The following is a 26,396-nucleotide window of genomic DNA, read 5'->3' as shown; positions in this document are numbered from 1 at the left end:
TTCGTATGCCACCCGAAGACCCGGAACTCGGCACGAGCATCATCTCCAAAGCTTCGCGGGCGCTTGCAGTGCTGGAGACGCACAACCAGCTGAGTGCATCCCAGCTGGCTACCGAACTCGGCGAGCCGGTGAGCTCGGTCTACCGCCTCATTCGCAACCTCGAACAGGTCGAATGGATCGAGCGTGCCGACCGCCGCGGTCAGTATCGACTGGGCGCTGACGTTGCGCGGCTCGGCCAGTCCGTCGCGGACTCGCTGGACATACGTGCTCTGGCCCTTCCGATTCTTCGCGCGATGCGTGAGCAGTCTCAGGAGACGTCCTACCTTTGTGTGCGGCGGGACAGCGTTGCGGTATGCATCGAGCGAATCGACGGGGCACAGGTCCAAGCGGTCGAGCTGCCGCTGGGCGGCTCCATTGCGCTCCATCGCAGCGCCGCCGCCAGAGCAATACTGGCTTTCGAGTCGCCGTCGCGTCGGCTTGCGTACCTCGATGCGATCTCATCGGGTGGGCCTAACCCCTTCCTGCCAGGCGACCGCCAGCGCCTCGAGAACGATCTCGCCGCCATCCGCTCGGCTGGCATCGCCGTCTCGGAGGGAGACGTGACCCCGGGAGTGTTGACGGCATCCGCGCCGGTCTTCGACCATCGAGGTGTCGTCCAGGCATCTGTGTCCCTGAGCGCTCTCGAGGCGCGCATCGCTGACTCAGATGAGGGGATCGAGCCTCTGGTGCTTCGAAGCGCAGCCGAACTCACGGCCGCGCTCGGTGGAGGTGCTGAAGATGCCCACTGACTCCACCAACAAGGTCCTTCAACAAGCCTCGCGGGCGCTGACGGCCTTCGCTCAACAGGGACCACTGACGGCGCCAGAGCTGGCCCAGGTCATCGGCATTCCGCGCCCCAGCGGCTACCGGTTGCTCGGAGCACTACTACAGGCCGACTTCGTCACTCAAGCTCCGGACGGCAAGGCTTCGCTGAGCACCACCTGGTTGCAACTGGGCGACGCAGCGATTGCCAGCATGTCCAGCCGGTTCGACTCCGACGACCTGCTGGACGACATCAGGGAGGCCACCGGGCTCACGGTGTACCTGTGCGTGCTGAGGGGCGACCACGCTGTGTGCGTTCGACAGCTCCACGGTGCCAACTTCCAGGTGCTCGCGCTGAAGCCCGGCGGCAACTTGCCACTCAACTTGGGTGCGGTCGGTCGGGCACTCCTGGCTTTCGGCCCAGTTGACCACGATGCGTTCCTCGCCAAGGCTCCGTTCGAGAAGGTCACTCCATTCACCCTCGCCGATGCGGAAGCTCTCGAAGCGGACATGGCGACGACCCGTGAACGCGGCTACGCGCTGTCCGATCAAGACGTGACCATCGGCGTCGGAGCGATAGGCGTTCCAGTGCGTGACAGTGACGGCACCGTCCTCGCCGCGTTGTCGGTCGCAGGCCTACGACATCAGATCATCGCCGGCCAACACCATCTGTCGACTCTGCTGAATGGTGCGGCCGATCGGATGGCTGAACGCCTACTGGGGTGAACCGCCGCGGCGATTGATGAAATCGCGTGCAGTGGTGGCGATGCCGGCCGAGTCGAGGTGATAGTGGCGGTAGAGATGGGTCGGGGGGCCAATGAGCGCATATTCGTCCTTGAGCCCATGGCGGTGCAGCCTCGTCCCGAGGCCCCGCTCTGTTAGGACTTCGGCGACGGCGCCACCCAGACCACCGGTGGTGCTGTGCTCCTCCACCGTCATGAGGGCACCCGAATGGGCGGCTGCGGCCATGATGGCCTCCTCGTCGAGAGGCTTGATCGTGTGCATGTCGATCACGCCGACTGACAGTCCCTCGCCCCTCAGTTCCTCGGCCGCACACAGGGTCGGATGGACCATCGAGCCGGTGGCAATGATGGTCAGGTCCGCGCCCCGACCGTGCTGGATGGAGCGGCCGATGATGAACTCGCTCTGCGATGAGTAGATGTCAGGGTCCTGACCGCGGCCGATCCGGAAGTAAATCGGTCCGTCGTATGTCGAAGCCGCTCTCAGCGCAAGACCCAGCTGCGCGGTGTCGGCTGGCGCGATGACCGCCAGACCCGGAATGCTTCGCATCATCGCCAGGTCCTCTGTCGCGTGGTGAGACGTTCCGTAGAAGCCCAACGTGATGCCTGCGTGGTGGCCGATGAGTCGCACGTTCTGCTTCGTGTAGGCGACATCGGTCCGGATCTGCTCGCACGCGAGGAGCGCCATGAACGATGCGAACGTGGCAACGTAGGGCTGCAGACCGGTGGTAGCCAGACCGGCCGCGGCGGACACCATGTGCTGCTCAGAGATGCCGAACTGCACGTACCGGTCGGGGTGCCTGTTCTGGAATCGGATGAGTCCGTTGGAGTACTTCAAGTCGGCGGTACCCGCCACGATCGGGTGTCCCTCATCGACCAGATCAGCCAAGGTGTCGGCGAGGATGTGGAGTCCGGGCGCGCGCTCCAGGAGGGTCAAGAGGTGCCAGGACTCGGGCTGCAGCCCAGGCGCGATGCTCATGCGTTGTTCCTCAGTTCTTCGATTGCGTTCAGCTCGTCCTGCTCGGCCAACCAGCCGAGGTGCCAGCCGAATTCTGACTCCATATATGAGATGCCTTTGCCCTTGACCGTCTTTGCGATGACCGCGACGGGGCGAGTTCGAGCGGTGTCGGACGCGATTCCGCGCAGCAACGTCAGCAGTGCCGGGACGTCGTGGCCATCCACTTCGTGAACATCCCATCCGAACGCTGTCCACTTGTCGGCCAGGGGTTCGATGCCGGTCACGCCGCCAATGTGACCGTCCAGCGAATGGTCGTTGCGGTCGACGATGGCGATGAGGTTGGAGACGTCGTGGTGGGCAGCACCCAGTGCGGCTTCCCAGATTTGACCCTCGTGCAGCTCACCGTCGCCAAGGAGCACAAAGACGTTGGCGGAGTTGCCCTGCATACGGGTGCCCATCGCCACCCCGGCACCGGTCGAGAGGGCATGGCCAAGAGAGCCGCTGCTGAAGTCGATACCGGGAATTTTGGTCATGTCCGGGTGGTCACCGAAGGCGCTTCCGAGCCGCGTGTAGTCATCAAGCTCGGCGGCATCGAAGAAGCCCCAGTCTGCCAGAAGCGGATAGAGGGTGGCTGCTGCGTGACCCTTGCCGAACAGGAAGCGATCACGTGCCGGCCAGTCAGGTTCACCCTGACGAAGACGCATGACGCCGTAGTAGAGCGTTGCGAGGATCTCGGCGCAGGAGAATCCTGACGCGTAGTGGCCCGTCTTCGCGATCGAGATGAGGCGCACGGTCTCCAGGCGGGCGAACAGGGCTCGCTCTTCGATGTGCCGGATCAGGTCCGCGTCCTGCGTTGGGTTGGCGGAGGGGAAATCATTCATGGGCAAGAATTATCAGAAAACCGACACAAAGTCCATTAGATGAGAATCAAGTTGGTCATGTGCGCGCCGTCAGGATGCGGTCGATGTGGGCGCAGATGCGTTCTGCCTCCACCCCGACCGGCTGGTGCGCAGGGTGGTCAAGGTAGGTCTCGAAGCCCTCCCTGTCTTCGAAGTTTGAGATGTAGACGGTCGATTCACTGTTGGACTCGTCAGGGCCGACGTGCACCTGGAGCATCGATGGAATGCGACTGGGAAGGTCGTCGATTGTTGACTCGAAGGCGTTGCGCTCGGCCGGTGACGTACGAGCGGCGTAGTGAAAAGTGACGATTTGCCAGAACATGGCAGTCCTCTCTGTGGCGGATGGAACTCTCGGCGGATGAACAAGAGGTCGCTGGGGCGCGATTCTCGACTCACTAACGAGCAATATAGTTGATCAATTCTCTTTCAGTGGACAAAATGTCAGTACTATGACAATGTAGCCGACGTCACACTCAGGAGCGATGGTCTCCGCAACGTAAGAGGCGAATCATGACGAGCAAGCATGTGGACATCGACACGATGTCTCGCGCCCCTCTGGGGGGCGAGTCCCGTCGTTCTTTTGCAGCACTCGAGCGAGTCGCTGCAACTGCCCGCTGGTTGTCGATCTCGACCGTCGCAGCCAGCCAGGCAGGTCATGTCGGCGGCCCGCTCTCCGCGATGGACCTCATCACCGCGCTCTACTTCGATCAGATGCGTATCGACCCCGCTGAACCCGACCGCATCGAGCGGGACCGATTCGTCCTGTCGAAGGGTCACTCATCGATCGCGCTCTACTCGGTCATGGCCCTGCGCGGCTACTTTGACGTGCTCGAGCTCGCAACATTCGACAAGATCGACTCCCGTCTCCAGGGCCACCCGGATCGAACTCGTCTACCGGGCCTGGACGCGTCTTCAGGCTCGCTCGGCCAAGGGCTCTCATTCGGAATGGGGCTTGCTCTGGGTGCTCGTATGGCGGGCCGGGACTCGCACACCTGGGTCATGCTCGGCGACGGGGAAATTCAAGAGGGCATGGTCTGGGAGGCCGTGCACGTCGCCGCCCGCTATCGGCTGGCAAATTTGACGGCGATTGTGGACCACAATGGACTTCAGCAGTACGGATGGGAGCCGGACGGGAACGATCGAGGCGACCGCGGTGATCCTTGGCGCGGTATCGACCTAGGTGCGGTCTTCAGAAGTTTCGGATGGCGTGTCATCGAGATCGATGGTCACGACTTCCCGCAGATCCTCGCAGCCTATGAGCTGGCCAGGGGCGCGAATCAGACCCGACCGACGGTCATCCTGGCGTCCACGATCAAGGGCAAAGGCATCTCCTACGCCGAGCACCAACACGCGTGGCACAACGGCATTGCGTCGCAAGAGCAGCTCGACCGGGCGCGAGTGGACTTGGGACTCGATGACATCGGGGAGATGTGATGACGTCCTTGCGCGTGGCGTGGGCCGACACGCTGGTCGCCGATGCCCGCCGCAACGAACGCATCGTCCTGCTGGATGCGGACCTGGCCACCTCAACCAAAGGCGACACATTCGCTGCTGCCCTGCCCGGCCAGTTCATGCAGATGGGTATCGCAGAGCAGAACATGGTCGCAGCAGCAGCTGGCCTCTCCGATCACGGATTCATCCCCTGGATGTCGTCGTTCGCTGTGTTCTTCACACACCGTGCCCTCGATCCGATCAGAATGCTCGTGGCCCAGACTCGAGCGAACGTCAAGATTGCTGCCGGCTACTCAGGCGTTCTGACCGGACTCACTGGCAAGACCCATCAAGACGTGCAGGACCTCGCAATCATGCGAGCGATGCCGGGCATGGTCGTGCTCAGTCCGGGCGATGCCATGGAGTGTGCTCAGATGGTTCGCTGGGCCAACGAGTATGACGGCCCGGTGTACCTGCGGCTCGCCCGGGACGCTGCGCCCGCTCTGCCGGCGGCCGCGGCGTTCCACGTTGGGGCTGTGTCACGGCTCGTCGAAGGCGGGACCGTTGTGCTGGTCTCAACCGGAGTGCAGAGCGTACGAACCGTCGAGGCGGCAGCCCTCGTCACGGCGAGCACCGGAGTCACACCACGGGTGGTCCATGTGCCGACGATCAAGCCCCTGGACGAGGAATCGTTGTGCGCGCAGCTGGCCGGCGTCGACCTTGTTGTTGTCGTTGAGGAGCACTCGGTCATCGGGGGGTTGGGTGGATTGGTCTCTGAAGTGCTCTGCTCTCGGGCGCCATCCCCGCGGGTGGTGCGCCTCGGGCTGCAGGACCACTGGGGGGAGTCGGCGCCCAATGCCGACCTGCTCGACAAGTACGGGCTATCACCCGCTGCCCTCGCGCAGTCAATTGCGAGCTACCTGAACATTGATGGAGCGAACAATGGTTGAGGCACTTCCGGCCGAAGCGGTCCTGCGGTTGACGGGAATCCAGCGCCATTATCCCGGCACGAAAGCACTTGACTGGTTACCCCAGACGACCGTCGAGTTCGGTCGCGGACGCATCCACGCATTGCTCGGCGAGAACGGCGCCGGCAAATCGACCCTCCTCAACGTCGTCGCTGGGCTGGTCCAACCCACAGGCGGATCCATGGAGCTGTGCGGCGAGTCGTACGCGCCCGCGTCCGTCCATGCCGCACGCAGCAGCGGCGTCGAAATTGTTCTCCAGGAGCCGGGGCTCGTCCCGTCCCTCACCGTGGCCGAGAACTTCCTCCTCGGGCGCGGCCGTATCGCGACGTGGGGCGGGGTCATCATCCCCGGGCGAACCGTTGCCGCGGTCGGCGACGCCCTCACCGAGATCGCTCCGCACATTCGTCCCAGTCGGTTGGCCGGCGACCTCAGTCTCGAGGACCGCAAGCTGGTGGAGCTGGCACGCGCCGTGCACTTCGATCCAGAGGTTCTGCTGGTCGACGAAATGAGCGCATGCCTCAGCCACACACGTCTCGACGTGCTGTTCTCGGTCATGCAACGGCTGCGTGACGCGGGCAAGGCCATCGTCTACATCTCCCACTACCTGGAGGAGATCGCCAGCTTGTGCGATGTCGTGACGGTGCTCAAGGACGGCCGGGTCGTCGACACGTTGCCGGCCGATACCAGCACCGAGGAGCTCACGCGCCTCATGGTCGGCCGCATCCCGACCAGCTCGCTCTATCGCGCCGACTCCACGTCGATTTCCGGCTCCGACCAAGTCCTGGACGTGCGCGAACTGGCCGTCGACGGCATGTTCTCCGGTCTCAGCTTCTCAGTGAAGGCCGGCGAGATTGTGGGCCTCGGGGGCCTCGTCGGGTGTGGTACGGAGCAGGTGGGCCGTTCGCTGTTCGGGGACGTACGAGCGGCATCCGGCACGATCACGCTGGATGGCGCGCCGTATGCGCCGGCCAACCCGCGACAGGCCATCCGGCGAGGGGTTGCTTACGTTCCACCGGATCGCGACCGCGAGGGCGTCATCCTCAGGGCGAGCATTGCCGACAACATCGCGCTCCCGACGCTGGGCATGCGCTCTCGGCTGGGCACCTACTCCGGACGCGCCGATGCAAAGATCGCCGCCTCCATGGTCGAGACCATGGGCATCCACACCACGAGCACGGCCGCGCTTCCGTTCAATCTCTCAGGAGGCAACCGGCAGAAGGTCGCGCTTGCCAAGTGGCTGGTGGATCCCCCCCGGGTGCTGGTCATGCACAACCCCACTCGCGGGATCGACGTGGGTGCGAAGGCGGAGATCTACCTGATGATCGAGCGTCTGGCGGCCGATGGTGCGGCGATCGTCCTGATCTCGGACGAGCTGCCAGAGCTCATCGGCATGTGTGACCGCATCATCGTATTCCGCCGGGGCCACGCCACGTACGAGGCGAACCGGAACGACACCCCAACCGAAGAACTTCTCGTATCTCACATGATCTGACGGTCAGGAGCACACCATGAACAACGTCTTTTCTCGCCTAGCCGAGCCGAGTTCCGGTCTGGACGGTGATCCGCAACCCCTGCTCGATGTGGGAGAGGCTTCTGGTCCGCGCCGAAGACTGCACCTGATGAGGCTGCTTCCGCTGGCCGGGTTGTTCGGACTTGTCGTGTTCTACACGGCGATCGCCGGAGACCGGTTCATGACAAGCAGCAACATGGCCAACTTGATCCAGCAGGCCAGCGTGGTCGCGATCATCGGCTTCGGGCTCACGTTCGTGGTGGTTTCGGGTTCGATCGATCTGTCCGTCGGCTCGGTGGCAGCGCTCGCCGGAATGTCCGGGGGCCTCGTCGCGGTCGATCACGGAAGCGCGGCCGGCATTGCTGCCGGCATCGCGATCGGCGGCCTGTGCGGCGCCGTCAACGGCGTGCTGTTCGCGGTGTTCAAGGTGCCGTCCTTCATCGTGACCCTCGGGATGTTGTCGGTGGCCAGGGGGCTGACGATCGTCGTCTCCGGCACTCAGTCGGCGCAGGTCGACGGAACTCTTGGTGCCATGGGCACGACTCCCGGGATCTACATCGTGCTGGGCGCGGCCCTGATCATCACGACGGCCCTGATGAACCAGACCGTCTTCGGCCGCCACACGAGGTCGATCGGCGGCGAGGAACGGGTCTCGGGACTCTCGGGCGTACCAGTCACGCGGGTCAAGGTCATGGTGTTCGTCGTCTGCGGCCTCATGGCAGGTCTCGGAGGACTGGTCCTCGACGGTCAGCTCGGAGTGGCGACGGCGCAGGCCGCAACAGGCTTCGAGCTCACCGCGATCGCTGCCGTCGTGCTCGGCGGCACGCCCCTGACGGGCGGCATTGGCAACATCTGGAACACCGCGGTAGGCGCACTGATCATCGTCGTCCTCAACAACGGTCTGGTCATCTTGGGTGTCGCACCGGAGATCCAGCAGATCATCCAGGGCGCGATCCTCGTGCTCGCAGTCTTCGTCGCGCTCGACCGATCCAAGATCGGAGTCATCAAGTGACGACGCCTCAAGTCTCGGACTCATCAGTGAAAGGAACACGGATATGTTGAAGACAACGTCACTCTTAGCGGCCGGGCTCACGCTCGCCATGACGCTGACTGGATGTGGCTCGTCATCTGACGACAAGGGCGGCGGCGGGGGTGGCGACCTCACGATCGGTTTCGCCGTCCCGGTGCTCGCCAACCCGTATTGGAAGGCCAATGCCGACTTCGCGAAGGACATCGGCAAGCAGCTCGGCGTCAAGGTCGTCGTCGCGGATGCCCAGGAGCAAGAGACCAATCAGCTCAAGAACGTCCAGGACCTCATCGCCCAGGGTGTCGATGGCATCGTATTCGGTCCGATCACGGCCGAGATCGGGCCGCGGCTGCTGGACGAGTGCAAGAGGGCCAAGATCGTCTGCGCCGCCGCGGCGCGCAAGCCCGGGGTCGAGCCGAGCGCCGAGTCTGCGGACTACTACGCGGGCTACGTGGTCGGCGATGACGCCGGAGACGGCGCAGTAGGGGCCAAGGCGCTCGTAGATGCAGGGTGCTCGAAGGTCGTCGCGATGAGCGGCCTGCAGGGCAACTCCGTCGCTGACGCCCGGCTCGATGGATTCGTCAAGGAGGCAGAGGCCGGCGGCCTGACCATCCTTGGGAAGCCTCAGCGTCCCGTCGAGCTCCCCGAGGCGGGGCTCAAGGCAACCCAGAACTTCCTCGCGAAGTTCCCCGGACCTGGATTCGATTGTCTCTTCGCCTTCAATGACTCGTCAGCAGTCGGCGCCATCCAAGCCCTCGGGTCTGCCGGCCAGAACGGCAAGGTCAAGGTTGCGAGCATCGACGGCACGGCGGACGGGGTCAAGGCGATCCAGGACGGCGACATGCTGGTCAGTCCGGGCGGCGAGTTCATCAACGGTGGCATGGCCTTGATCCTGGCTTACGACGCGATCAACGGATCCGCTCGTGACAATGGCGCGGTCGTGCTGAACTCCTTGCCTGTGACGAATGAGAACGTCGAGGCCTACAAGGCGCAGTTTGTCGACAGGCTCCCGCAGTACGACGCGAAAAGCCTCTCGTTGGCAAGCAATCCTTCAGCGGACCAGGACGGGCTGAAGATCGTCATCAAGTAGTTTCACCACCATCGTGGGCGGGTGGCGTCGGTCCTAGCCGGCGCTACCCGCACATCCGAGCAGAAGACAGGGAAACATGAAGATTCTCATCACCGGGGCGAATGGCTACATCGGACTGGCAGTCGCCACCCGCATGCAGATCGCTGGCCACGACGTACGGGGCCTGGTGCGGGCTCGGTCCGCCGCAGACGGACTCCGCGCCCGCGGTCTGACGCCAGTCCTCGGCGATCTCGATGACAGCGCGATGCTCGCAGCCGCCGCCAAGGATGCCGACATCGTGATGGACACAGCGAGCGCAGATCATGCCAACTCGACCCGGGTGTTCCTCGAGGCCCTCGAGGGGACCGGCAAGACGTACATCCGCACCAGCGGCACGGGCGTCTACACCGATCTCGCACAAGGCAGTCGAAATGAGACGGTCTACACCGAGACGACGAGTCACCGTCCAGCCGACGTCGTCGCCACGCGATACGCCACAGATCAGGCAGTGGTCGAAGCGGCCGGTCGTGGAATCCGCACGGTCGTCCTTCGGCCGTCGATGATCTTCGGTGAAGGAGCCAGCGAACAGATTCCCCTTCTGATCCGCACCGCGATCTCGACGGGACGCAGCCTGTACGTGGGTGCCGGCGACAACATCTGGGGCAACGTCTTCATTGCTGACCTTGCCGAGGCGTACCTGTTGGCAGCTCAGCACGCCGAAGCGGGCAGCGTCTACAACCTGGCGTCGGGGGAGTGTGGGATGAGAGACATCGCCGCAGCCGTGGCCACCCTGGTCGGGCTTCCCACCGCCGAGTCGTGTCCTCCAGAGGTGGCCTATGCGGCCTTCGGTCAGCGGTGGGTCGACGTCGCACTCTCGAGCAACAGTCGTGTGGACTCGTCCCTGGCACGCAAGGAGCTCGGATGGGCTCCGTGCGGACCGTCGCTGCTCGACGAAATCGTCCAAGGTTCGTACCGGCGGGTGTGGGCCGCCAAGGGCGATCCCCACGATCATGTGACGACGAATTAGGTCGCAGACATCCATACGACGGCATGGTCCATGGCTTCTTCCTCATGGACGGAGTGCCCGACTCGGCCGCGGACCGTCTGACGACTCCGGCTTCGTTCTCCGTTCTCACCTAAACCACTCACTGACCTCCGCACCCGAAGGAACATGATGGACCTCCACCTCGCCGGCAAGCTCGCACTCGTGACCGCGTCCACGGGAGGAATAGGACGTGAGATCGCGACCTCGCTCGCCCGCGAGGGCGCCACGGTCATCGTGAATGGACGCACAGAGGAGTCCGTCGCCGCGGCGATCGAGCACATCCAGTCGGACGTCGTCGACGCCAACCTCCGACCTCTTGTTGCTGACAACGGGACCGCCGAGGGCGCCGGGATGACGGTCAACGCCTTTCCCTCGGTCGACATCCTCGTCAACAACCTCGGTGTGTATGAAGCGGCCGCCTTCGCCGATGAGACTGACGAAGACTGGGCACGGATGTTCGAGATCAACTTGATGAGTGTGGTGCGGCTCTCCCGCCACTACCTGCCGGTCATGCTTGGGTTGGATCACGGCAGAATCCTGATGCTCGCCAGCGAAGCTGCGTTGATGCCCGCGCCGGAGATGGCGCACTACTCGGCATCGAAGGCGGCGATTCTCTCGCTCTCGCGCAGTCTCGCCGAGATGACGAAGGGTTCAAGGGTTACGGTCAATTCGATCGTTGCCGGGTCAACCAAGACCGAGGGCGTCATCGACTTCATCTCAAGCATTTACCCTGACCAAACCTTCGACGAGGCTGAGGCAATCTTCATGGGCCCGGGTGGCGGACGCTTCACGTCACTAATCCAACGCTTGATCCTCCCTGAGGAGATCGCCGATCTCGTGGCATTCGTGGCAAGCCCGCTTGCGTCGGCGATCAACGGTTCAGCGTTGCGGTGCGACGGTGGATTGGTAAGGAGCATGGTGTGAGGCGGCCGGGTAGGACGAGACCCGAGTGAGTCGAGAGCCTCAACCGCGAATGTTGTAGCTCGCTGGGCTCATAGCCCAGAAGTCATAGGCTCCAATCCTGTCCTCGCGACCAGGGCCGTCGCCCTCACGTCTCCCGCGACGTGGCGTGAACATGGATGCGTTCGCCGGGGCGGCCGAAGATGCTCAGGACCTCAGCTGGCCCCTCGCCAGTGCTCCCGAACCAGTGCGGCGTCTGGGTGTCGAACTCGGCTGCCTCACCGGCACCAAGCACCAGGTCCCGCTCACCCTGGATCAGGCGCATCCGTCCGGTCAGTACGTACAGCCATTCGTAGCCGTCGTGAGTGCGGAGCTTCGGCGTCGACTGGCTGACAGGGATGATGATCTTCCACGCTTGGATTCCGTCCGGATGCCGGGTCAGCGGCAGGACCGTGCGCCCGTTCACCCGCCGGGGCTTGAGCTGGATACGTGGGTCGCCCACTTCGGGCGCGCCCACAAGGTCGTCGAGCGGAACTCGATAGACCTCCGCCAGCGGGAGGAGCAACTCCAGACTGGGTTTGCGCTGGCCGTTCTCCAGTCGCGACAACGTGCTCTTGGAGATCCCGGTTCGCTCGGCCACCACGGTCAGGGTCACGCCGCGCTGCTCGCGCACCTTCCGTAGCCGTGGTCCGACCAGGTCCAAGGTGGAGCCGATGGTTGCTGAGGGGTTCGATGCGGGATCCATCTTCATATTGCACCGCAAGATTCCCAATAACAGCAACATTTGTTGTCGCGGGAGCTGGTGAGGGCGATTCTCGACTCATGAACAACTACGACGTGGCAATCATCGGCGGCGGAGCGGCCGGTCTCTCGGCAGCCCTTGTCCTCACCCGCGCCCGCCGGCGAGTCGTCGTCATCGACGCCGGCGAGCATCGCAACGCGCCCGCCGCGCACATGCAGGGCTTTCTCTCACGCGACGGCATGGCACCCGCAGAGCTGCTCGAGGTCGGTCGCCAGGAGGTGGCGTCCTATGGCGGCCACCTGGTCCGCGGCACCGTCACCTCGATCCGCCGATGCGATGACGCAGGATTTGCGGTCTCGGTCGACAACAACGACACATTGTCCGCCCGCCGAATCCTTGTCACGACCGGGCTGCGCGACGAGATCCCCGACGTCTCTGGTGTCCGGGAACGCTGGGGCCGAGACCTCCTTCACTGCCCTTACTGCCACGGGCACGAGGTCAAAGACCAACGGCTCGGCGTCCTTGGGGGCACGCCCGAAGCGATCCAGCACGCCCTGATCATTCGCCAGTGGTCCCACGATGTCGTCTACTTCAATCACACCTTCACCTTGCCGCCGATCGAGCGCGAGCAGCTGCTCGCCCGGGCCATCGGCATCATGGAGGGAACAGTAAGTCGGCTGGTGATCAAGGACGACCGCCTCGTCGGCGTCGAGCTCGAAGGCGGCCGCGTCGTACCCCGAGACGCAGTCTTCGTCCGGCCAAATTTTGTCCCCCATGGCAACCTGCTGACCGAACTCGGCTGCGCCACCCACGAAACCGGCTGGGTCGTCGCTGACGGCACAGGCCGCACCAGCGTGCCCGGGGTCTGGGCCGCTGGCAACGTCGCCAACCCGCGGGCCCAGGTCATCACCGCTGCCGGCGAAGGTTCTGCGGCAGCCATCGCCATCAACAACGACCTCGTGGACGAGGACGTACGTCTCGCCGTCCACGACTTCGCGTCCGGCTCCCCGCCTGACTCGACCATTGCTCAATCGAGCTCAAAGGAGAACACCATGAGCACCATCCCGCCGCCCACCAAACATCAGCTCGCACTCATGATCTGGATCGCGGTCTTCCCGACCCTGACCGCGCTCAACCTGGCCCTCGGCGACACCCTCGCCCACCTGCCCAGCGTGCTGAGAACCTTCGTGCTCGCCACGGTCGCGGTCCCGATCGTGATCTATGGATTCATGCCCAGCTTGCACAAGCTGCGCGCTCGGATCCTCACCCGCGCTACGGCCTGACCGCACGGCTCCGTGAAACCGGCTCGTCTCCAGATCGGGCTTCGCCCGCGAACGACCGGATCTGCCGATGACCGGGGCGTGTTCCGCCGGTGGCGGGGACGCCTTTGACACACTGCTGTTGTGAAGCTCCCGATCATCGGTGTCCGCCAGATCAAACTGCCTGTGAGTGACCTGGCGATCAGCGCCCGGTGGTACGCAGACCTCTTCGATCTGGAACTGGCCAACGAGTTCTTCGAGGCCGCCGGAGTCAGAGGTGTCGTCCTTGCCGATCATGAAGCGGGGTTTGTGATCGGGCTGCGCGAGCGTGAATATTGCGCCAGCAGCCCGGTCCTGGACGGCTTCGATGTATGTGCGTTCATGCTCCGGACGGCAGAGGACGTGTCCGCGGTCATCGAACGCTGCGCCGAGCTCGGTATCGAACACGGCGAGGTCCATGACCGCGGAGACTTTGGAATCGCGATGGACATCACCGACCCGGACGGGACGGTGCTGCGCTTCGTGGCCGGCGCGCATACCGGGCCACCAGGCGCCTTCGTCGGAATCGAGTTTGGATCCGGGTCGCCGATCACCTATGACGAGCCCCGACTCCGCTTCTAGCTCCAGCCGAGCCTGCCTGACCCGTGAACCGCTCCCGAGGCAGTGGAACGCGAATGACTCCGGGTGCGAGGTGGCCAAGGATCCACCTGTGGACGGACAGTGCGTTACGCGAAGTGGTTGGCCAGAGCCTCGAGCAGGCCCCGGCTGCCTTCCTCGCGACTCGGTCCGTCGGCCCAGAACTGGTCGAGGAAGACGCCGTGCTCGACGTGCGTGAATCGGGTGCCCTGGTCGATCGGTTCGAACTCGAACGACGCGACCGACGTCGACATGTGAACCTCATCGAGCCACATGTCGTACGTCGTGACGATGCGGACGTGCTCGACAATATCGGTGTATGTGGCTTCGTACCGCGAGACCGGACCGTCGTGGAACGTCCCCTCGGCGACGTCGCGTCCGCCGACGCGGAAGTCGAATAGCCAGTCGCCAGCCTCAAAGGTCTCGCCGGCACCGAACCAGGCCAGCTTCTGGTCCTCCTCGGCGAATGCGTCCCACGCGCGCTCGGGGGGAACGGGATAGTCGCGGGTCAGGGTGAACCCGGCGCGGGCGAGTCGGCGTTCGATCGTCATGTGTACGTCCTATCGCGTGAAGGTGACGTGGGTCGTGCCACTCTCGGCCACTTCCGTCGTCACCTTGTGGGTGAGTTCGAGGCCGCGCAGGTCGTCCCACAGCCGATTGCCTCGACCCAGCAGGACCGGGGCGATCGCGACGTGCAAGTGGTCGACCAGCCCGGCGCGTAAGAAGGCGCGCGCGGTGCTGATCCCACCGCCGACGCGCACGTCGAGGCCACTGGCGGCCTCGACGGCCTCGGCGAGCACGTCCTCGATCGCGGCGCTGCGGAAGTGGAACGTCGTCCCGCCCAGCATCGGTATCGACGGACGCGGTGCAGTGTGGGTGAGGACGTAGACCGGCATGCCGAATGGCGGCTCGTCACCCCACCAGCCCTTCCAGTCCGGATCGTCGAGGACCGTGTGCAGGCCGAACATGGCCGCGCCCATGATCTCGGCGCCGACACCCTCGAGGTGCGCCGCGGCATAGGAGTCGTCGATGCCGGTCGTGCCGGCGCCGCTGGTGTTGCCGAAGACGCGCTCCTGCATCGTGCGGGTCGCGGTGTAGGACGCCATGAGCTTCCCCCAGTCCTCACCCATCAGATTCTCCGTGGTCTGGCCGCCTGAGGTGTAGCCGTCCAGCGAGATGTTCAGGTCGATGTGTACGCGGGTCATGTCACGTTCCCTTCGGGGGTGGTGCGGGTCAGGTGGCTCTGTTCAGGTGGATGGCGAGCCGGTCGGCTTGGTGTTCTGCGGGGGTTCGTTGCTCGCCGAGCCACACGTGCAGGACGTCGAGGGCGCCCGGCCGCAGGCTCACGGTGCGGACGCGTCCGTGCTTCTCGGACGTGACCAGTCCCGCGTCCTCGAGGACGCGCAGGTGCTGCATCAGTGACGGCAGTGCCATCGAGAACGGTGCTGCGAGCTCGGACACCACGGCCGGGGACTTCGCCAACCGTTCCACGACGGCCCGGCGCGTCGGATCCGCGACTGCGCGGAGCACGGCGTCGAGCTCGTCGTAATAGTTAGGCACAGGCCTAACTATGATGCGCCGGCATGGATTCGTCAACCGGGTCAGGCGGCTGGGCGGTAGTGGGTTCGTCGTCGGCGGCGTAGTGGTCTACCGGTGCTGTTGGTGAAGGTGAATCCGTCCACGGCGTTGCCGGTGATGTGGAGCCGCCCGCGGTGAAGCAAATGGTGGCATCGGGTGCAGAGTCCGACCAGGAGGTCGAGGTCGGTCGGTCCGCCATTGGACCACCAGATCGAATGGTGAATCTCCAGGTGAGTGTGGTTGCAGCCTGGGGTGGCGCACACACCGGTCTGGCGGGCGATGACAGCACGCCTCTGGGTGAGGTTGGGCTGGTATTTGGTGGTGCCGGCGTTGAGGATCTGCGCCTGGCGGTTGCGGTCGCCGTCTTTCATGAGGAATGCGGTGAAATCACTGACGCATTGCAAATACATCAGCAGGTTGGGGCCGATGGCACCGTGGCCGGCCAGTGTGGCGGGTTCGACCGGTGGCATGGGGTCGGGGCCCAGGAAGGACCGCTCGGCGCCGGCCTTGACGTGGGTGGCGGCGGCTTGCAATGTGTCGGCGTCCACGAACACCGACAGGTGGGGTCGGACACCTTTGTCCGAGGGCAACCCGTTGGCCAGCACGGAGGACAGCAGGTCGTCGAGGCCTTGGACCCGGCGCTCCGAGCCTGGTCGGGTGTCTTCCTTGTCGACCGGTGCTGCCACCGAGTCGAGGACCTTCTTGAGCTTCGCGCCGGTGATGGTGTTGAGGAACCCGGCCACGTGCCAGCCGTCGGGGACGGCGTTGACGCAGAAGTCTTGCTTGTCCATCCCGCGTTCCCAGGCGTCGTCGAGGTCTTCGGGATGGACCTTGTCCTTCAAGTGTTTGACCGCTTCGAACAACTCGCTCGGTTCGCATTCGCGGGCGACGTCGACGAACACGTCCTGGAACTGGCGCATCGGCTCCAGGCCGACGTGGGCCAGGCCGTAGACGAAGACCCGGACGTGGGCGGCGCTGATCTGACCGGTCATCGCGGCCTCACCCACCAACGGCAGGTCCCGAAGAGCCGAAACGTTGCGGACCAGGGCGGTGGCTTGCCCGGCGTTGAGCCGCAGCTGGTTACGGACCCACATGTTCAACGTCGACGCACCGTCGAGCTCGAAGTCCTTGGACACCTCCAGCTCAGCCAGCAGCGACGCCTTCGCAGCATCCAACGCGTCCTGCGCGGTCTGAACCGCCCTGATCTTGTCCCGCACATCACCAGAGCGCAACGTGCGTGCAGCGGTGCGCATCGCCTCGATCGTGGGCCCCGGATCCATACCCTCATACTACTCGAACAGACGTTCGAATACCAGGAGAAAGCCTTGCAAAATAGGCGAGAAAGATAGTTAGCTCTCACGGAACTCGCGGTCGAATGTCAACCCAGGTGGTCGGCCAGTTTTCCCTCGGGACCGAAGAGCTCGACCGTCCACCGCTCCAGCAGGTCGGTGCTGTCGATGTCGTCCGGGTGGAACCCCTTTCGGGTGTACGCGCGGAGGTGTCGAATCACGTCGCGCTCCAGGAAGGGCGAGTGCCGGATTGCGGCAAGGCTGCGGACCAGGCGGATCGGGTTGTATGTGGACCGGTCGGTGAGCATCATCGACAGCGCTGTCGCGATCACGACGAGACCGAGCAGTCCGAAGCTCATGATGCGAAAACCCCAGATACGCATCCGTTCCGTGCCGCCAGCCGCCCGGTAGACGTCGAACGCCACGGCCTTGTGCTCGGACTCCTCGAGCGCGTGCCAGAGCAGGATGGAGCGGACCTCGGTGTCGCCGAGCAGTCGCTGTGCCTCCGGCTTGCGAAGCAGCGCTTCGGCGATCGTGGCGGTGTAGTGCTCGAGCGCTGCGGTGTAGGCGAGGCAGAGCATGCGCGGCATGCGCTTCTCGGCGTCCGACAGCGCCCACTTCACGAACCGGGCGATCCTGTGAGTGGGGTATCCCATCTCCTGCAGCCGCCGGTTCAGCTCGCGGTGCTCGCGGCCGTGGGTGACCTCCTGGCCGATGAAGCCGCCGACCTGCCGGTTCAGCTCCGGGTCGGTCACCCGGTCGCGGAAGTTTCGAACCGAGCGGACGAAGAAATCCTCACCCGGCGGGAAGGTGGCCGACAGGACCGCGATGACGTGACTCATCACCAAGTCACCGTCGACGCAGTGCCGCTGCAAGCTCCCCTCGGGGTATGAGAAGCGGATCCGGCGCGTCCGGACGTCGCGATGGGGGACTGGGCTGCTCATGCCGTCAACCTAAGCGTGCTCTTGGGTGGAAACAAGGCGTGCCGCCTGCCGCTCCCCATGCTCAGCAGGTACCGGTGACGGGCTTGCCGGCGTAGCGGTCGAGCAGGAACGGCAGAGCGTCGTTGAGCCAGATCACGGCACCGAGGTTGTGCTCAGTGAAACGATTCGTCACGAGCTTCACCTTCGTGCCTTGTGAGCACCACTTGTCCCTGAGTGCCGGAGCCAACCGATAGGGAATCAGCTCGTCCAGCGTCGCGTGCCACAGCATCACCGGTGCGGTCGGGGCCAAGGCGCCCATCTTGTTGTCACCCAGGACCCTTTTCGTCACAGGTTCGGCCAGCGGGTCGGGCGAGTCACTGAATCGCTTGATGGACTGAAACGCGTTCAGGACGAGCTCGTTGACGCAGGCGTTCTTGACACGCTGCTCAAAACGGAGGCCTTCGGCGTTGAGGAGCGAACGCAGCTCCGGATACTCGCGCATCACGCCGAGCGCCGCGCCGAGGAACAGTCCACTGAACAGGCCACCGTCGAGGTTGCGACCGGCCACCTCCAGGTCGGCCGGGGTGCCACCGGAGGCAACCCCCACCAGATTGATGTCCGGGGCGTACGAGGGGTGCAGCTGCGCTGCCCAGCCGGTAGCGATGGCGCCGCCGGAGTAGCCGACCATGCCCACCTTCGTAGAGGCCCCGGCGAGGTTCGCTTCAGGAAATCTCGTGGCAGCGCGCACGGCGTCGAGCGTGGCGTGACCGGCCATCCTGCCGGCGGCGTAAGCGTGCCGTGGACCTTGGTGGTCGGGCACCACCACGGTGAGCCCCTTGCTGAGACCCTGCGCGATCAGCGCTGCCTCCTTTTCGCTGCCGGTCTGCAGGGCGTAGGAGGGCTCACATTTCGCCCCGAGGCTGTCAGTTGCGGGCTGATAGGCGAGCAGCTGCTTCTTCGTCGCGTTGCGGGGAACGATGATCGTGGCCGTCACCGCGGCTGGACGATCCTTGGCGTCATTGCTCCGGAGCAGGATCTGGTAGGACTTCCCACCCAGGGGAATGCCCGGGATCAGCTTCGTCGAGACCGGCCGCGATCTGATCACGGTGCCGGGGTCCAGCGTGCCGAGGTTTGCCGGCGCGGCGAAGAACGGATCGGTGCTGGGGTCGGCCGGTGCTGCACTCGCAGAGCTCGTCGGCGTGACGAGGATGAGCGCCATCGCTGCGGCGATGAGGGTCATGATCTGACGGGGGGCGCGGGCCATGAGATCTCCAAGTGAAAGTGTCGATTTTCAATATCGACTCACTGTAGTGCGGGGACCATCGGTCGGCAAGGCCAATGCGGCAGCGGCCTGAGCGACCACCACCGGGCGGCGACCGTGGTTTTCGTGTTCGACCACGGGTTGGTACAGCCCGGAGGGATCCGCTAGAGCCTCGGTCTTTCGGGGGGCTGGAGGACGAGGTTGTATGTGAGCAGGATCAGGCGAGGGCGGGGTCGACCAGGATCTTGGCGTGGAGCTCGGGATCTCCGAGCTGGTCGAACGCCGTCGCGACGCCGTCGAGGCCGACGGTCCCGGTGACCAACGGGGTGGGGTCGACCTTGCCGCTCGAGGTCAGCATCAACGCACGATGGAACTCCGCGGGATCGTAGCCGAGCGCAAATCGCAGCTCGATCTCCTTGTTGATCGCCATGACGGGCCGGAACGTGTCGGGCTCCATGCACACGCCGACCACGACGACGCGCGACAGCAGCGGCGCACTGGTGACGATGTGCTCGATGACTCCTGGCATCCCGACGCACTCGAAGACGACCGGCCCGCGCGGCCCGGCACCGAGCTTCTGCGCGGTCTCGAGCACCCGGTTCCACGGCAGCAGCGGCACGGATCGGAGCTTGGTCATGGAGTCCACTGCCAGCTCGAACAGGGAGCTGGCCTGAGTCAGGTATGTCTTGCTGTCCGCAAACGTCGACCACGGCGACTCGGCGCCCGGGTCGACGATGACATCAGCGCCGCAGCGACGCGCGAGCTCTCGGCGACCGACTGAGTAGTCACTCGCGATCACGGTGCGGACGCCCTTGGCCTTGAGCATCAGGATCACGGCAAGGCCGATCGGGCCGCAGCCGATGACGACCGCGGTGTCCTTGGCGCCCACGTCCCCCCGGTTGACGGCGTGGAGCGCAACGGCGAGCGGCTCGGTCAGGGCCGCCACGTCGGGGGAGAGTCCGCCAGGGACGGGGAAGGTCAACGCCTCCGACACGAGCACCTGCTCGGCATACGCACCGGGCGCGAGCTCGGACAACCCGACGAGATGGACCCCCCGGCCGGTGTCCAGGATCGGCATCGCCACGACGCTCGACCCGGTGGGCCACTTCTTGCGGGTGCCCGGACCATACTCGGCGATCGTGCCGGTGAACTCGTGGCCCATCACCACGCGCTGGTCCGACCTCATGAACTGGTCGTAGCCGATCTCGGCTGCGGCGTCCGCCGTGGCGTCGCCGTGCACACGGGCGTGCAGGTCCGATCCGCAGATGCCGCACCGGGTCACGTCGATCAGCACCTGGCCCTTCGCGGGTCGAAGATCAGGAATGTCCTGGACCTCGAGCTGTCCTTGGTGCAGAGTCACGGCGCGCATGCCGGAAGTGTAGGGGGAGTGGCGGGGGTTGGTCAGAACGGCGGCCAGGGGACCGCAGGCAGGTGACCCTGCGGCGCGGGGAATCTGGCCTCACGCCGCAGCAGGTCGCACCGAGCGGCCAGGGCTGCGATCTCGACAGGGCTGACCAGCGTCGCGAGGGTGTCACCGAGATCGCTGGCGAGCGCCGAGCAGACTCGATCGATCCCCTCCAGCTCATCGGGACGGAGGTCCTGATCGACCCAGCCCCACAGGACCGTGCGCAGCTTGTGCTCGGTGTGGAAGGTCAGCCCGTGGTCGATGCCGTGACGGTGTCCGCCGACCATCTCGAGGACGTGGCCACCCTTGCGGTCGGCGTTGTTGACGACGATGTCGAACACCGCCATGCGGCGCAGCGCGGCAGAGTCCTCGTGGACCAGGGACACCCGATGATCCTGGGCGTCGAGTCCGTCGAGGACATGGCACCACCCCTCGGCGGGAAGGGCCGCCGGGGCAACCAGGTCGACAGCGCGCTGTTCAGGGTCAGACTCCTGCCAGAGCTGGGCCATCCCGATGCCCATCGGCCCGTCGCGCAGCCACGTGTGAGGGACCACGCCCCAGCCGAGAGCCTCCGAGATCGCGTATGCCGCCACCTCGCGACGAGCGAGGTTGCCATCGGGGAAGTCCCAGAGCGGGCGCTCGCCGGCCACCGGCTTGTAGACGACGGTGACGTCGCCGATCTGGCCGATGAACGTCGCGTTCGACGCAGGCATGATCCGACCCGACAGCTCGAGATCACCGTCGAGGAGATCAGTCCCGAGTGTCACCGGAACCCGTCGGGCAGCTCGCACACGTGGTCCTCGGAGTCCATCGGCACCCGGCAGAGAGGGCAGATGGGCCGGCCGGCCCCCACCACCTCGCGGGTGCGTTTGGCGAAGGCCCGCGCCGTGCCGACCGGAATGCGTACGAGGAGGACCTCGTCGGGCTCGACCTCGAGTGGATCGAAGGACTCGTCGTCGGCCTCCAGGATGGGGAATGCCTCGATCACGATCTGCGCCGTCGACGGATCCCAGCCCAGGCCCATCGCGCCGGCACGGAACTGCTCCTCGACGGGCTGCTCCAGCGGATCGTTGTCCACGAGCCCCTCTGGCGTCAGGGGCGGGACGCTGAACGGGTTGCCTTCCTCGGCCATCAAGTCGTCGAGCACCTCCTCGATCCGTTCGGCGAGTGCGGCCGACTGCTCCTTCTCGAGGGCGACACTGATCAGTTCGGGACCACTTCGGGCCTGGAGATAGAACGTACGCGATCCGGGTTGGCCGACAGTGCCGACGACGAGTCGGTCGGGCCAGTCGAATCCATGGACGAGGGGTGCCATGGGGTCAATGTTAGGAGTGAGGTGTGGCTGGCGCCCGATGGCCTGCGCCGCCGCCGACCGGCGCCCCGTCTGCGCTGGGCTCGGCGCCGAGCCAGGACAGGTCTCCTGCCTCGGTGTTGGTGGCGATGACGTCTGGTCGGGTGGACCCATATCGCACGATCGAGATCGACGCGGGGTCGACGTTGATGCGCTGGAACAGATCGAGGTGCATGCCGAGTGCATCGGCCAGGATCGCCTTGATGACGTCGCCGTGACTCACCGCGACCCATACGGCACCCGGCCCGTGCTCCATCTCGAACGCCGCGTCATGGCGTCTGATCGCGGCGACCGATCGGGACTGCATCGCGGCCATCGACTCACCACCGGGAAACACCGCGGCCGAAGGCTGTGCCTGCACCACCGACCACAGGTCTTCCTTGGCCAGCTCGCCGAAACCCCGGCCCTGCCATTGCCCGTAGTCGCACTCGGTGATGCCCTTCTCGATCGGCGTGGCCGGGGAGCCAGCCTGCCGGTCGAGGATCGCCCGTGACGTCTGTCGGCAGCGCTCCAACGGGCTCGAGACGACTGCAACCAGGGGGACGACCCCGAGTCGTTCGCCGGTGCGGGCCACCTGATTCCGGCCGGCCTCGTCGAGCTTGATGCCGGCGGTCCGACCGGCCAGCACCCCGCTGGCGTTGGCTGTGGTGCGACCGTGCCGAACCAGGAGGACTGTGGCCATGGCCACGAGCCTAGTGGTCGGCCGCGACGAGCTGGCGCTCCTGCTCGCGGGCAGACCCGGATCGGCTCCGTTGTCCACACTCGATCGGCGCGAACCGGGGGAGCGACATAAAGTGACGTAGATCACCCAACCCCACGGAGGCATCATGCGTTCCACACTCGCCAAGAGCATCGCGGTCGCCGCGATGGTTGCCGGTTCGATCGCGTTCAGCTCAGGTGGCGCCTCGGCGGCGCACTGCGTCGAGGGCGACACCCCGGGCTTCTCCTACTTCGGTACCGTGCACGTCGCCGGACCTGCCCACGACAGCGAAGGCAAGGGCAAGCACATGGGGACCGCAGGAGCGTCCAACTGCCGCGACACCACTGGCAGCCCGTCGGAGCGCGCACCCGGCAAGGGATAACACCTGATCCCCAGGAGTGGCGCTCACAGCATGGTGGGCGCCACTTTTGGGTTGCGCATCGCCAGACGCCAGCGGGTGTGTGGCCTCGGCACCCGGCCCCGGGGCTGGTGGGCGCGGCCGGATGGGGGCAGGGTGGACGAGTGGCCGTTGATGGGGAGGATCCGACGAGCTGGCTGCTGACCCCGGACGAGCGGGGCAACGCCGGGACGCGCATCGACGCGGCACATCCCGGACGCGCCTGGTCGACAGGCAATCACGTTCGGCCGTTGGTCCACGGCAAGACCTACTTCGCGGAGCTGTTCGAGCGGATCGAGGCGACCCGCGACGGCGACCTGGTGTTCTTCACCGACTGGCAGGGTGACGCCGACGAGCGGCTGACGGGGGAGCCCGGCAGCGAGGTCGCCGAAGTGCTCGGCCGCGCCGACGAGCGAGGGGTCGACGTCCGGGGACTGGTGTGGCGATCGCACTGGGAAGGCTTCGGGTTCACGGCTGGGGAGAACCGCCGCCTGGGCAAGGAGCTGCAGGATCGAGGCGCCGAGGCGCTGCTCGACATGCGGGTGCGGATGGGCGGCTCCCATCATCAGAAGATGGTCGTCATCCGCCATCAGGACGACCCCTCCCGCGACATCGCCTACGTCGGAGGGATCGACCTGTGTCACTCGCGGCGAGATGACTCCGATCACCACGGTGATCCACAACCGTTGAGCATGGCCGACGAGTATGGTCCGACACCGCCGTGGCACGACATCCAGGCAGCCATCAGCGGCCCTGCCGTGCATGACGTCGAGACGGTCTTCAGGGAGCGGTGGGAGGATCCGACGCCGCTGAGCCGCAGCCCCGTCAATGTCCTATCCGACATGATCCACCGGCTCGACCGCAGTCCGGACCCGCTCCCGGCACAGTCTCCGCCCCCGCCGGAGGTGCCGGACGGCTCACACGTGGTGCAGCTCCTGCGGACATACCCCGATCTGCGGGCCAATCGTGACTACGACTTCGCCCATGGTGGCGAGCGCAGTGTCGCGCGCGGCTATTCCAAGGCGCTGGCCAAGGCGCGGCGGATCGTCTACATCGAGGACCAATATCTCTGGGGCACCCACGTCGGCGGTGTCTTCACCGACGCACTGCGCCAGCACGAGGACCTCCACGTCATCGCAGTCGTGCCGCTGCACCCCGATCTCGAGGGGGCGTCGCGGACGGCGCAGCTGCTGGGTCGGCGTCGGGCCATGCGTGAGATGATCCGCGCGGCTCCAGAACGGGTGGCGATCTTCGGCATCGAGAACCACGCCGGGACCCCGGTCTACGTCCACGCCAAGACCTGCATCATCGACGACGTCTGGGCGACGGTCGGGTCGGACAACTTCAACCGCCGTTCGTGGACCCATGACTCCGAGCTGTCGGCGGTCGTGGTCGATCTGGCCGGCGAAGAGGCGACGTCGACATACGCGCGCCGACTCCGGCTGACGCTGGCGGCTGAGCACCTCGACCGGACCGACAGCCTCGACGACTGTGTCGAGGGAGTGGACATGCTCGCGGCATACACCGAGAGCGCGGACCGCCTCGACAGCTGGTACGCCGGGGGCTGTGTCGGTCCGCGGCCGGCCGGCCGCCTCCGCCGGATGTTTCCCCCGGAGATCGGGCCGTTGCGCCGAGCCATGGCGCTCGTGCCCTATCTGTTGTTGCACGACCCTGATGGCCGCCCGCGCCGGCTGAGGGGAACCGACGAGTTCTGAGTCGGCGTCTCAGACCACTTGGTCGCCGGCGATCAGGAAGGTGTCGCCGTTCTTCTCGAGCCGGACTCGCCGGGTCTCGGACTCCGTACCACCGTCGCTCGTGTAGGTCAGCTTGACGTCGACCACGCCCTCTGAGACTGCAGTCGTGCCGTTGACCTGGACCTTGCTGATCGTGCCCCAGAATCCGGCGTAGGTGTTGTAGCCGCCGATCTGGCTCTGCCTGGCGGGAGAGATGAGCGACCACGCAGTCTCGGTGTCAGACGGTAGTAGGGCGTAGTAGTCGCCGATGAACTGGTCGGCGGCCGTCGCGCCGGTGTTGTCGGAGGGTGCTGGGGTGGGTGAGTCGGGATCGGCGGACTCGGCCTCTTCGCCGCTGCCCGAGTCATCCGATCCGGTGGTCGCGGAGCTTTTGGGCTTGTCGGCCACGGGAGTGTCGCCACCATCGCGGTTCTGCAGCAGAAGGGCCCCGACTGCGGCAAGGGCCACGAGCAGGACCACTGCCGCGAGCGCAAAGCGGCGGCCGCCGTTGCGTTCGTCGGACCTGGGCGGGAGGTCCGACCCGCTGGTGCCGACGGGCGGGAGAGGGGTGGGGGCCTCGGTGGCCTCGGTCTCGGTCTGGGTCTGGGTCTCGGTCTGGGGTGTGGGCGCCGCGATGGCCTCGGTGGCAAGGCCCTCGCCGGTCTCGGTCTCGGTCGTGGGTGCCGAGATCGCCTCGGTGACCGGCCCGCCATCGGACTCGAACTGACTCTCGGGCTCGGCCTCTGCACTGCTGCGCGCTGCAGCCTCGACTAACGCCGCCGTGAGCGACACGGTGCTCGGGCCCGACCCCTTGATGCCGTGCTGGCCGTGCAGCCGATGCAGCGTGTGAGCCACGTCGGACATCGTCCACCGGGTGCTCGGATCAGGGTCCATCATGCGTGCGATCGGCTCGGTCAGGAACTCCGCTCGCTCGGTCGACCGGGGAGGCCCGTTGGCGATCTGCGTCAGAAGCGCGATCGCGTTGGCCTGATCCGGATAGGGCAGTCGTCCCTCGACAGCTGAGTAGAGGGACGCACCCAGCGCCCATACGTCCGCGGCGACGGTCGGCTCTTGGCCCTTGGCGAGCTCGGGCGCGAAGAAGGCGGGGGTTCCGGTCACGATTCCCGACCGAGTCAGCTGGGCGTCCCCGTGCGTGCGGGCGATCCCGAAGTCGGCGATCTTCACCTGGTCCTCGTCGGTGACCAGGATGTTGCCGGGCTTGACGTCGCGGTGCATCGTGCCGCGCTGGTGGGCGGCAGCCAGACCGTCGGCGGCCTGGGCACCGATCCAGACGACCCGCTCAGGAGACAGGGGCCCTTCCTGCGCGACCATCTCGGACAGGTTCCTTGAGGGGACGTACTCCATGACGAGCCAGTTGTGATCGCCGTCCTCGACCGCGTCGAATATCGACACGACGTTGCGGTGATTGAGGGCCGCGGAGTTGCGAGCCTCGCGGAGGGCGCGAGCCAGATCCGACGTCGAGGTGCCCGGCATGCTGCCGACTTCCTTGACGGCCACGCTGCGACCAAGTACCTCGTCACGGCACAGCCACACCGTGCCCATTCCGCCGTGACCGACAGCCCGCTCCACGACATAGCGGCCGGCGATCGTGCTCGGTGGCATGCTGGGTCCTCTCGATGGTCTTCTCGATGGTCCGTGAGGGCTGTACCCCCACCGTGCGATGGTACGCAGCGAGAACCGCGGACTCCTGTCGTCGGTGGGGGCCTGAGTTCCTCGCCTCAGAGGTGGCCCGGCTCGGCCACATGGTCTCCCT

The 26,396-nt window shown here is 65.6% G+C and carries 28 protein-coding genes; 13 read left to right on the top strand and 15 right to left on the bottom strand.

The annotated features are described in order from the left end of the window. Positions 1-5: 5 nt before the first annotated feature. Positions 6-788 (top strand): IclR family transcriptional regulator, encoded by a 783-nt coding sequence (locus WKF39_RS13165; protein ID WP_340389137.1) that lies wholly within the window; start codon positions 6-8, stop codon positions 786-788. Further along, a complete protein-coding gene (locus WKF39_RS13160) occupies positions 778-1,527 on the top strand; it encodes an IclR family transcriptional regulator (RefSeq protein ID WP_340389135.1) in 750 nt (249 codons plus the stop codon). The genes WKF39_RS13165 and WKF39_RS13160 overlap by 11 nt, the downstream gene beginning before the upstream one ends. On the opposite strand, the gene WKF39_RS13155 is transcribed toward WKF39_RS13160, so the two are convergent. The 3 genes from WKF39_RS13155 to WKF39_RS13145 are packed head-to-tail and all read right to left on the bottom strand — an operon-like array spanning position 1,516 to position 3,720. Further along, entirely contained in the window at positions 1,516-2,520 is a 1,005-nt protein-coding gene (locus WKF39_RS13155; RefSeq protein ID WP_340389133.1) for a transketolase C-terminal domain-containing protein, read from the bottom strand. The two genes, WKF39_RS13160 and WKF39_RS13155, sit on opposite strands and share 12 nt — an antisense overlap. Beyond that, entirely contained in the window at positions 2,517-3,380 is an 864-nt protein-coding gene (locus WKF39_RS13150; RefSeq protein WP_340389131.1) for a transketolase, read from the bottom strand. The genes WKF39_RS13155 and WKF39_RS13150 overlap by 4 nt, the downstream gene beginning before the upstream one ends. A gap of 55 nt (positions 3,381-3,435) precedes the next feature. Further along, positions 3,436-3,720, bottom strand: a complete 285-nt coding sequence (locus WKF39_RS13145; protein ID WP_340389129.1) for a Dabb family protein — start codon at positions 3,718-3,720, stop codon at positions 3,436-3,438. Between the two features lie 188 nt (positions 3,721-3,908). On the opposite strand from WKF39_RS13145, the gene WKF39_RS13140 reads away from it, so the two are divergent. The 7 genes from WKF39_RS13140 (at position 3,909) to WKF39_RS13110 (ending at position 11,372) form a co-directional block, all read left to right on the top strand. Continuing rightward, positions 3,909-4,832: a transketolase gene (locus tag WKF39_RS13140; protein WP_340389127.1), complete on the top strand. Its 924-nt coding sequence runs from the start codon at positions 3,909-3,911 to the stop codon at positions 4,830-4,832. Continuing rightward, on the top strand, positions 4,832-5,779 hold the full coding sequence (locus WKF39_RS13135) for a transketolase C-terminal domain-containing protein (RefSeq protein WP_340389125.1): 948 nt from the start codon (positions 4,832-4,834) through the stop codon (positions 5,777-5,779). Before WKF39_RS13140 ends, WKF39_RS13135 begins: the two co-directional genes overlap by 1 nt. After that, positions 5,772-7,289, top strand: coding sequence for a sugar ABC transporter ATP-binding protein (locus tag WKF39_RS13130; protein WP_340389123.1), 1,518 nt, complete (start codon positions 5,772-5,774; stop codon positions 7,287-7,289). The genes WKF39_RS13135 and WKF39_RS13130 overlap by 8 nt, the downstream gene beginning before the upstream one ends. A gap of 127 nt (positions 7,290-7,416) precedes the next feature. Continuing rightward, a complete protein-coding gene (locus tag WKF39_RS13125) occupies positions 7,417-8,319 on the top strand; it encodes an ABC transporter permease (protein WP_340389121.1) in 903 nt (300 codons plus the stop codon). An 88-nt stretch (positions 8,320-8,407) separates the two neighbouring features. Then, the gene (locus tag WKF39_RS13120) at positions 8,408-9,424 is read left to right on the top strand and encodes a sugar ABC transporter substrate-binding protein (protein ID WP_340389119.1); all 1,017 of its coding nucleotides are present in this window, start codon (positions 8,408-8,410) and stop codon (positions 9,422-9,424) included. Between the two features lie 76 nt (positions 9,425-9,500). Beyond that, complete coding sequence (locus WKF39_RS13115; protein ID WP_340389117.1) at positions 9,501-10,430, top strand: NAD-dependent epimerase/dehydratase family protein; 930 nt, start codon at positions 9,501-9,503, stop codon at positions 10,428-10,430. Positions 10,431-10,577: 147 nt separating this feature from the next. Beyond that, the gene (locus WKF39_RS13110; protein WP_340389114.1) at positions 10,578-11,372 is read left to right on the top strand and encodes an SDR family oxidoreductase; all 795 of its coding nucleotides are present in this window, start codon (positions 10,578-10,580) and stop codon (positions 11,370-11,372) included. A 124-nt stretch (positions 11,373-11,496) separates the two neighbouring features. Here the strand turns inward: WKF39_RS13110 and WKF39_RS13105 are convergent, their stop codons facing one another. Continuing rightward, positions 11,497-12,093 carry an XRE family transcriptional regulator gene (locus tag WKF39_RS13105; protein ID WP_340389113.1) on the bottom strand — a complete coding sequence of 199 codons (597 nt, stop codon included), beginning with the start codon at positions 12,091-12,093 and terminating at the stop codon, positions 11,497-11,499. Between the two features lie 77 nt (positions 12,094-12,170). Between WKF39_RS13105 and WKF39_RS13100 the strand changes: the two genes are divergently transcribed. Together WKF39_RS13100 and WKF39_RS13095 are read left to right on the top strand one after the other, a co-directional pair. Beyond that, positions 12,171-13,373: an FAD-dependent oxidoreductase gene (locus tag WKF39_RS13100; RefSeq protein ID WP_340389111.1), complete on the top strand. Its 1,203-nt coding sequence runs from the start codon at positions 12,171-12,173 to the stop codon at positions 13,371-13,373. Positions 13,374-13,493: 120 nt separating this feature from the next. Beyond that, positions 13,494-13,970 (top strand): VOC family protein, encoded by a 477-nt coding sequence (locus WKF39_RS13095; protein ID WP_340389109.1) that lies wholly within the window; start codon positions 13,494-13,496, stop codon positions 13,968-13,970. 104 nt (positions 13,971-14,074) lie between these two features. Here the strand turns inward: WKF39_RS13095 and WKF39_RS13090 are convergent, their stop codons facing one another. The 10 genes from WKF39_RS13090 to WKF39_RS13045 form a co-directional block, all read right to left on the bottom strand. After that, a complete protein-coding gene (locus WKF39_RS13090; RefSeq protein WP_340389108.1) occupies positions 14,075-14,536 on the bottom strand; it encodes an SRPBCC domain-containing protein in 462 nt (153 codons plus the stop codon). Positions 14,537-14,545: 9 nt separating this feature from the next. Then, the gene (locus WKF39_RS13085) at positions 14,546-15,190 is read right to left on the bottom strand and encodes a dihydrofolate reductase family protein (RefSeq protein ID WP_340389106.1); all 645 of its coding nucleotides are present in this window, start codon (positions 15,188-15,190) and stop codon (positions 14,546-14,548) included. Positions 15,191-15,218: 28 nt separating this feature from the next. Beyond that, positions 15,219-15,545, bottom strand: coding sequence for a metalloregulator ArsR/SmtB family transcription factor (locus WKF39_RS13080; protein WP_340389104.1), 327 nt, complete (start codon positions 15,543-15,545; stop codon positions 15,219-15,221). A 41-nt stretch (positions 15,546-15,586) separates the two neighbouring features. After that, entirely contained in the window at positions 15,587-16,843 is a 1,257-nt protein-coding gene (locus WKF39_RS13075; RefSeq protein ID WP_340389102.1) for a DUF222 domain-containing protein, read from the bottom strand. A 98-nt stretch (positions 16,844-16,941) separates the two neighbouring features. Then, positions 16,942-17,796: a metal-dependent hydrolase gene (locus WKF39_RS13070; RefSeq protein WP_340389100.1), complete on the bottom strand. Its 855-nt coding sequence runs from the start codon at positions 17,794-17,796 to the stop codon at positions 16,942-16,944. A gap of 61 nt (positions 17,797-17,857) precedes the next feature. Then, positions 17,858-19,039, bottom strand: coding sequence for a lipase family protein (locus WKF39_RS13065; RefSeq protein WP_340389098.1), 1,182 nt, complete (start codon positions 19,037-19,039; stop codon positions 17,858-17,860). A 214-nt stretch (positions 19,040-19,253) separates the two neighbouring features. Beyond that, positions 19,254-20,405: a zinc-binding dehydrogenase gene (locus WKF39_RS13060; RefSeq protein ID WP_340389096.1), complete on the bottom strand. Its 1,152-nt coding sequence runs from the start codon at positions 20,403-20,405 to the stop codon at positions 19,254-19,256. Between the two features lie 32 nt (positions 20,406-20,437). Beyond that, positions 20,438-21,208: an SCO1664 family protein gene (locus WKF39_RS13055; protein WP_340389094.1), complete on the bottom strand. Its 771-nt coding sequence runs from the start codon at positions 21,206-21,208 to the stop codon at positions 20,438-20,440. After that, positions 21,205-21,756, bottom strand: coding sequence for a DUF3090 domain-containing protein (locus WKF39_RS13050; RefSeq protein WP_340389092.1), 552 nt, complete (start codon positions 21,754-21,756; stop codon positions 21,205-21,207). Before WKF39_RS13050 ends, WKF39_RS13055 begins: the two co-directional genes overlap by 4 nt. A 10-nt stretch (positions 21,757-21,766) precedes the next feature. Then, positions 21,767-22,474, bottom strand: coding sequence for a histidine phosphatase family protein (locus tag WKF39_RS13045; RefSeq protein ID WP_340389090.1), 708 nt, complete (start codon positions 22,472-22,474; stop codon positions 21,767-21,769). Between the two features lie 145 nt (positions 22,475-22,619). Between WKF39_RS13045 and WKF39_RS13040 the strand changes: the two genes are divergently transcribed. After that, positions 22,620-22,874 carry a hypothetical protein gene (locus WKF39_RS13040; protein ID WP_340389088.1) on the top strand — a complete coding sequence of 85 codons (255 nt, stop codon included), beginning with the start codon at positions 22,620-22,622 and terminating at the stop codon, positions 22,872-22,874. A 140-nt stretch (positions 22,875-23,014) separates the two neighbouring features. Beyond that, a complete protein-coding gene (locus tag WKF39_RS13035; RefSeq protein ID WP_340389086.1) occupies positions 23,015-24,604 on the top strand; it encodes a phospholipase D family protein in 1,590 nt (529 codons plus the stop codon). Between the two features lie 9 nt (positions 24,605-24,613). On the opposite strand, the gene WKF39_RS13030 is transcribed toward WKF39_RS13035, so the two are convergent. After that, positions 24,614-26,245: a serine/threonine-protein kinase gene (locus tag WKF39_RS13030; RefSeq protein ID WP_340389084.1), complete on the bottom strand. Its 1,632-nt coding sequence runs from the start codon at positions 26,243-26,245 to the stop codon at positions 24,614-24,616. Positions 26,246-26,396: the final 151 nt, after the last annotated feature.

The organism is Aeromicrobium sp. (assembly GCF_037719875.1).
Lineage (GTDB): Bacteria > Actinomycetota > Actinomycetes > Propionibacteriales > Nocardioidaceae > Aeromicrobium.
This window is presented reverse-complemented; position numbering and strand designations above follow the sequence as displayed.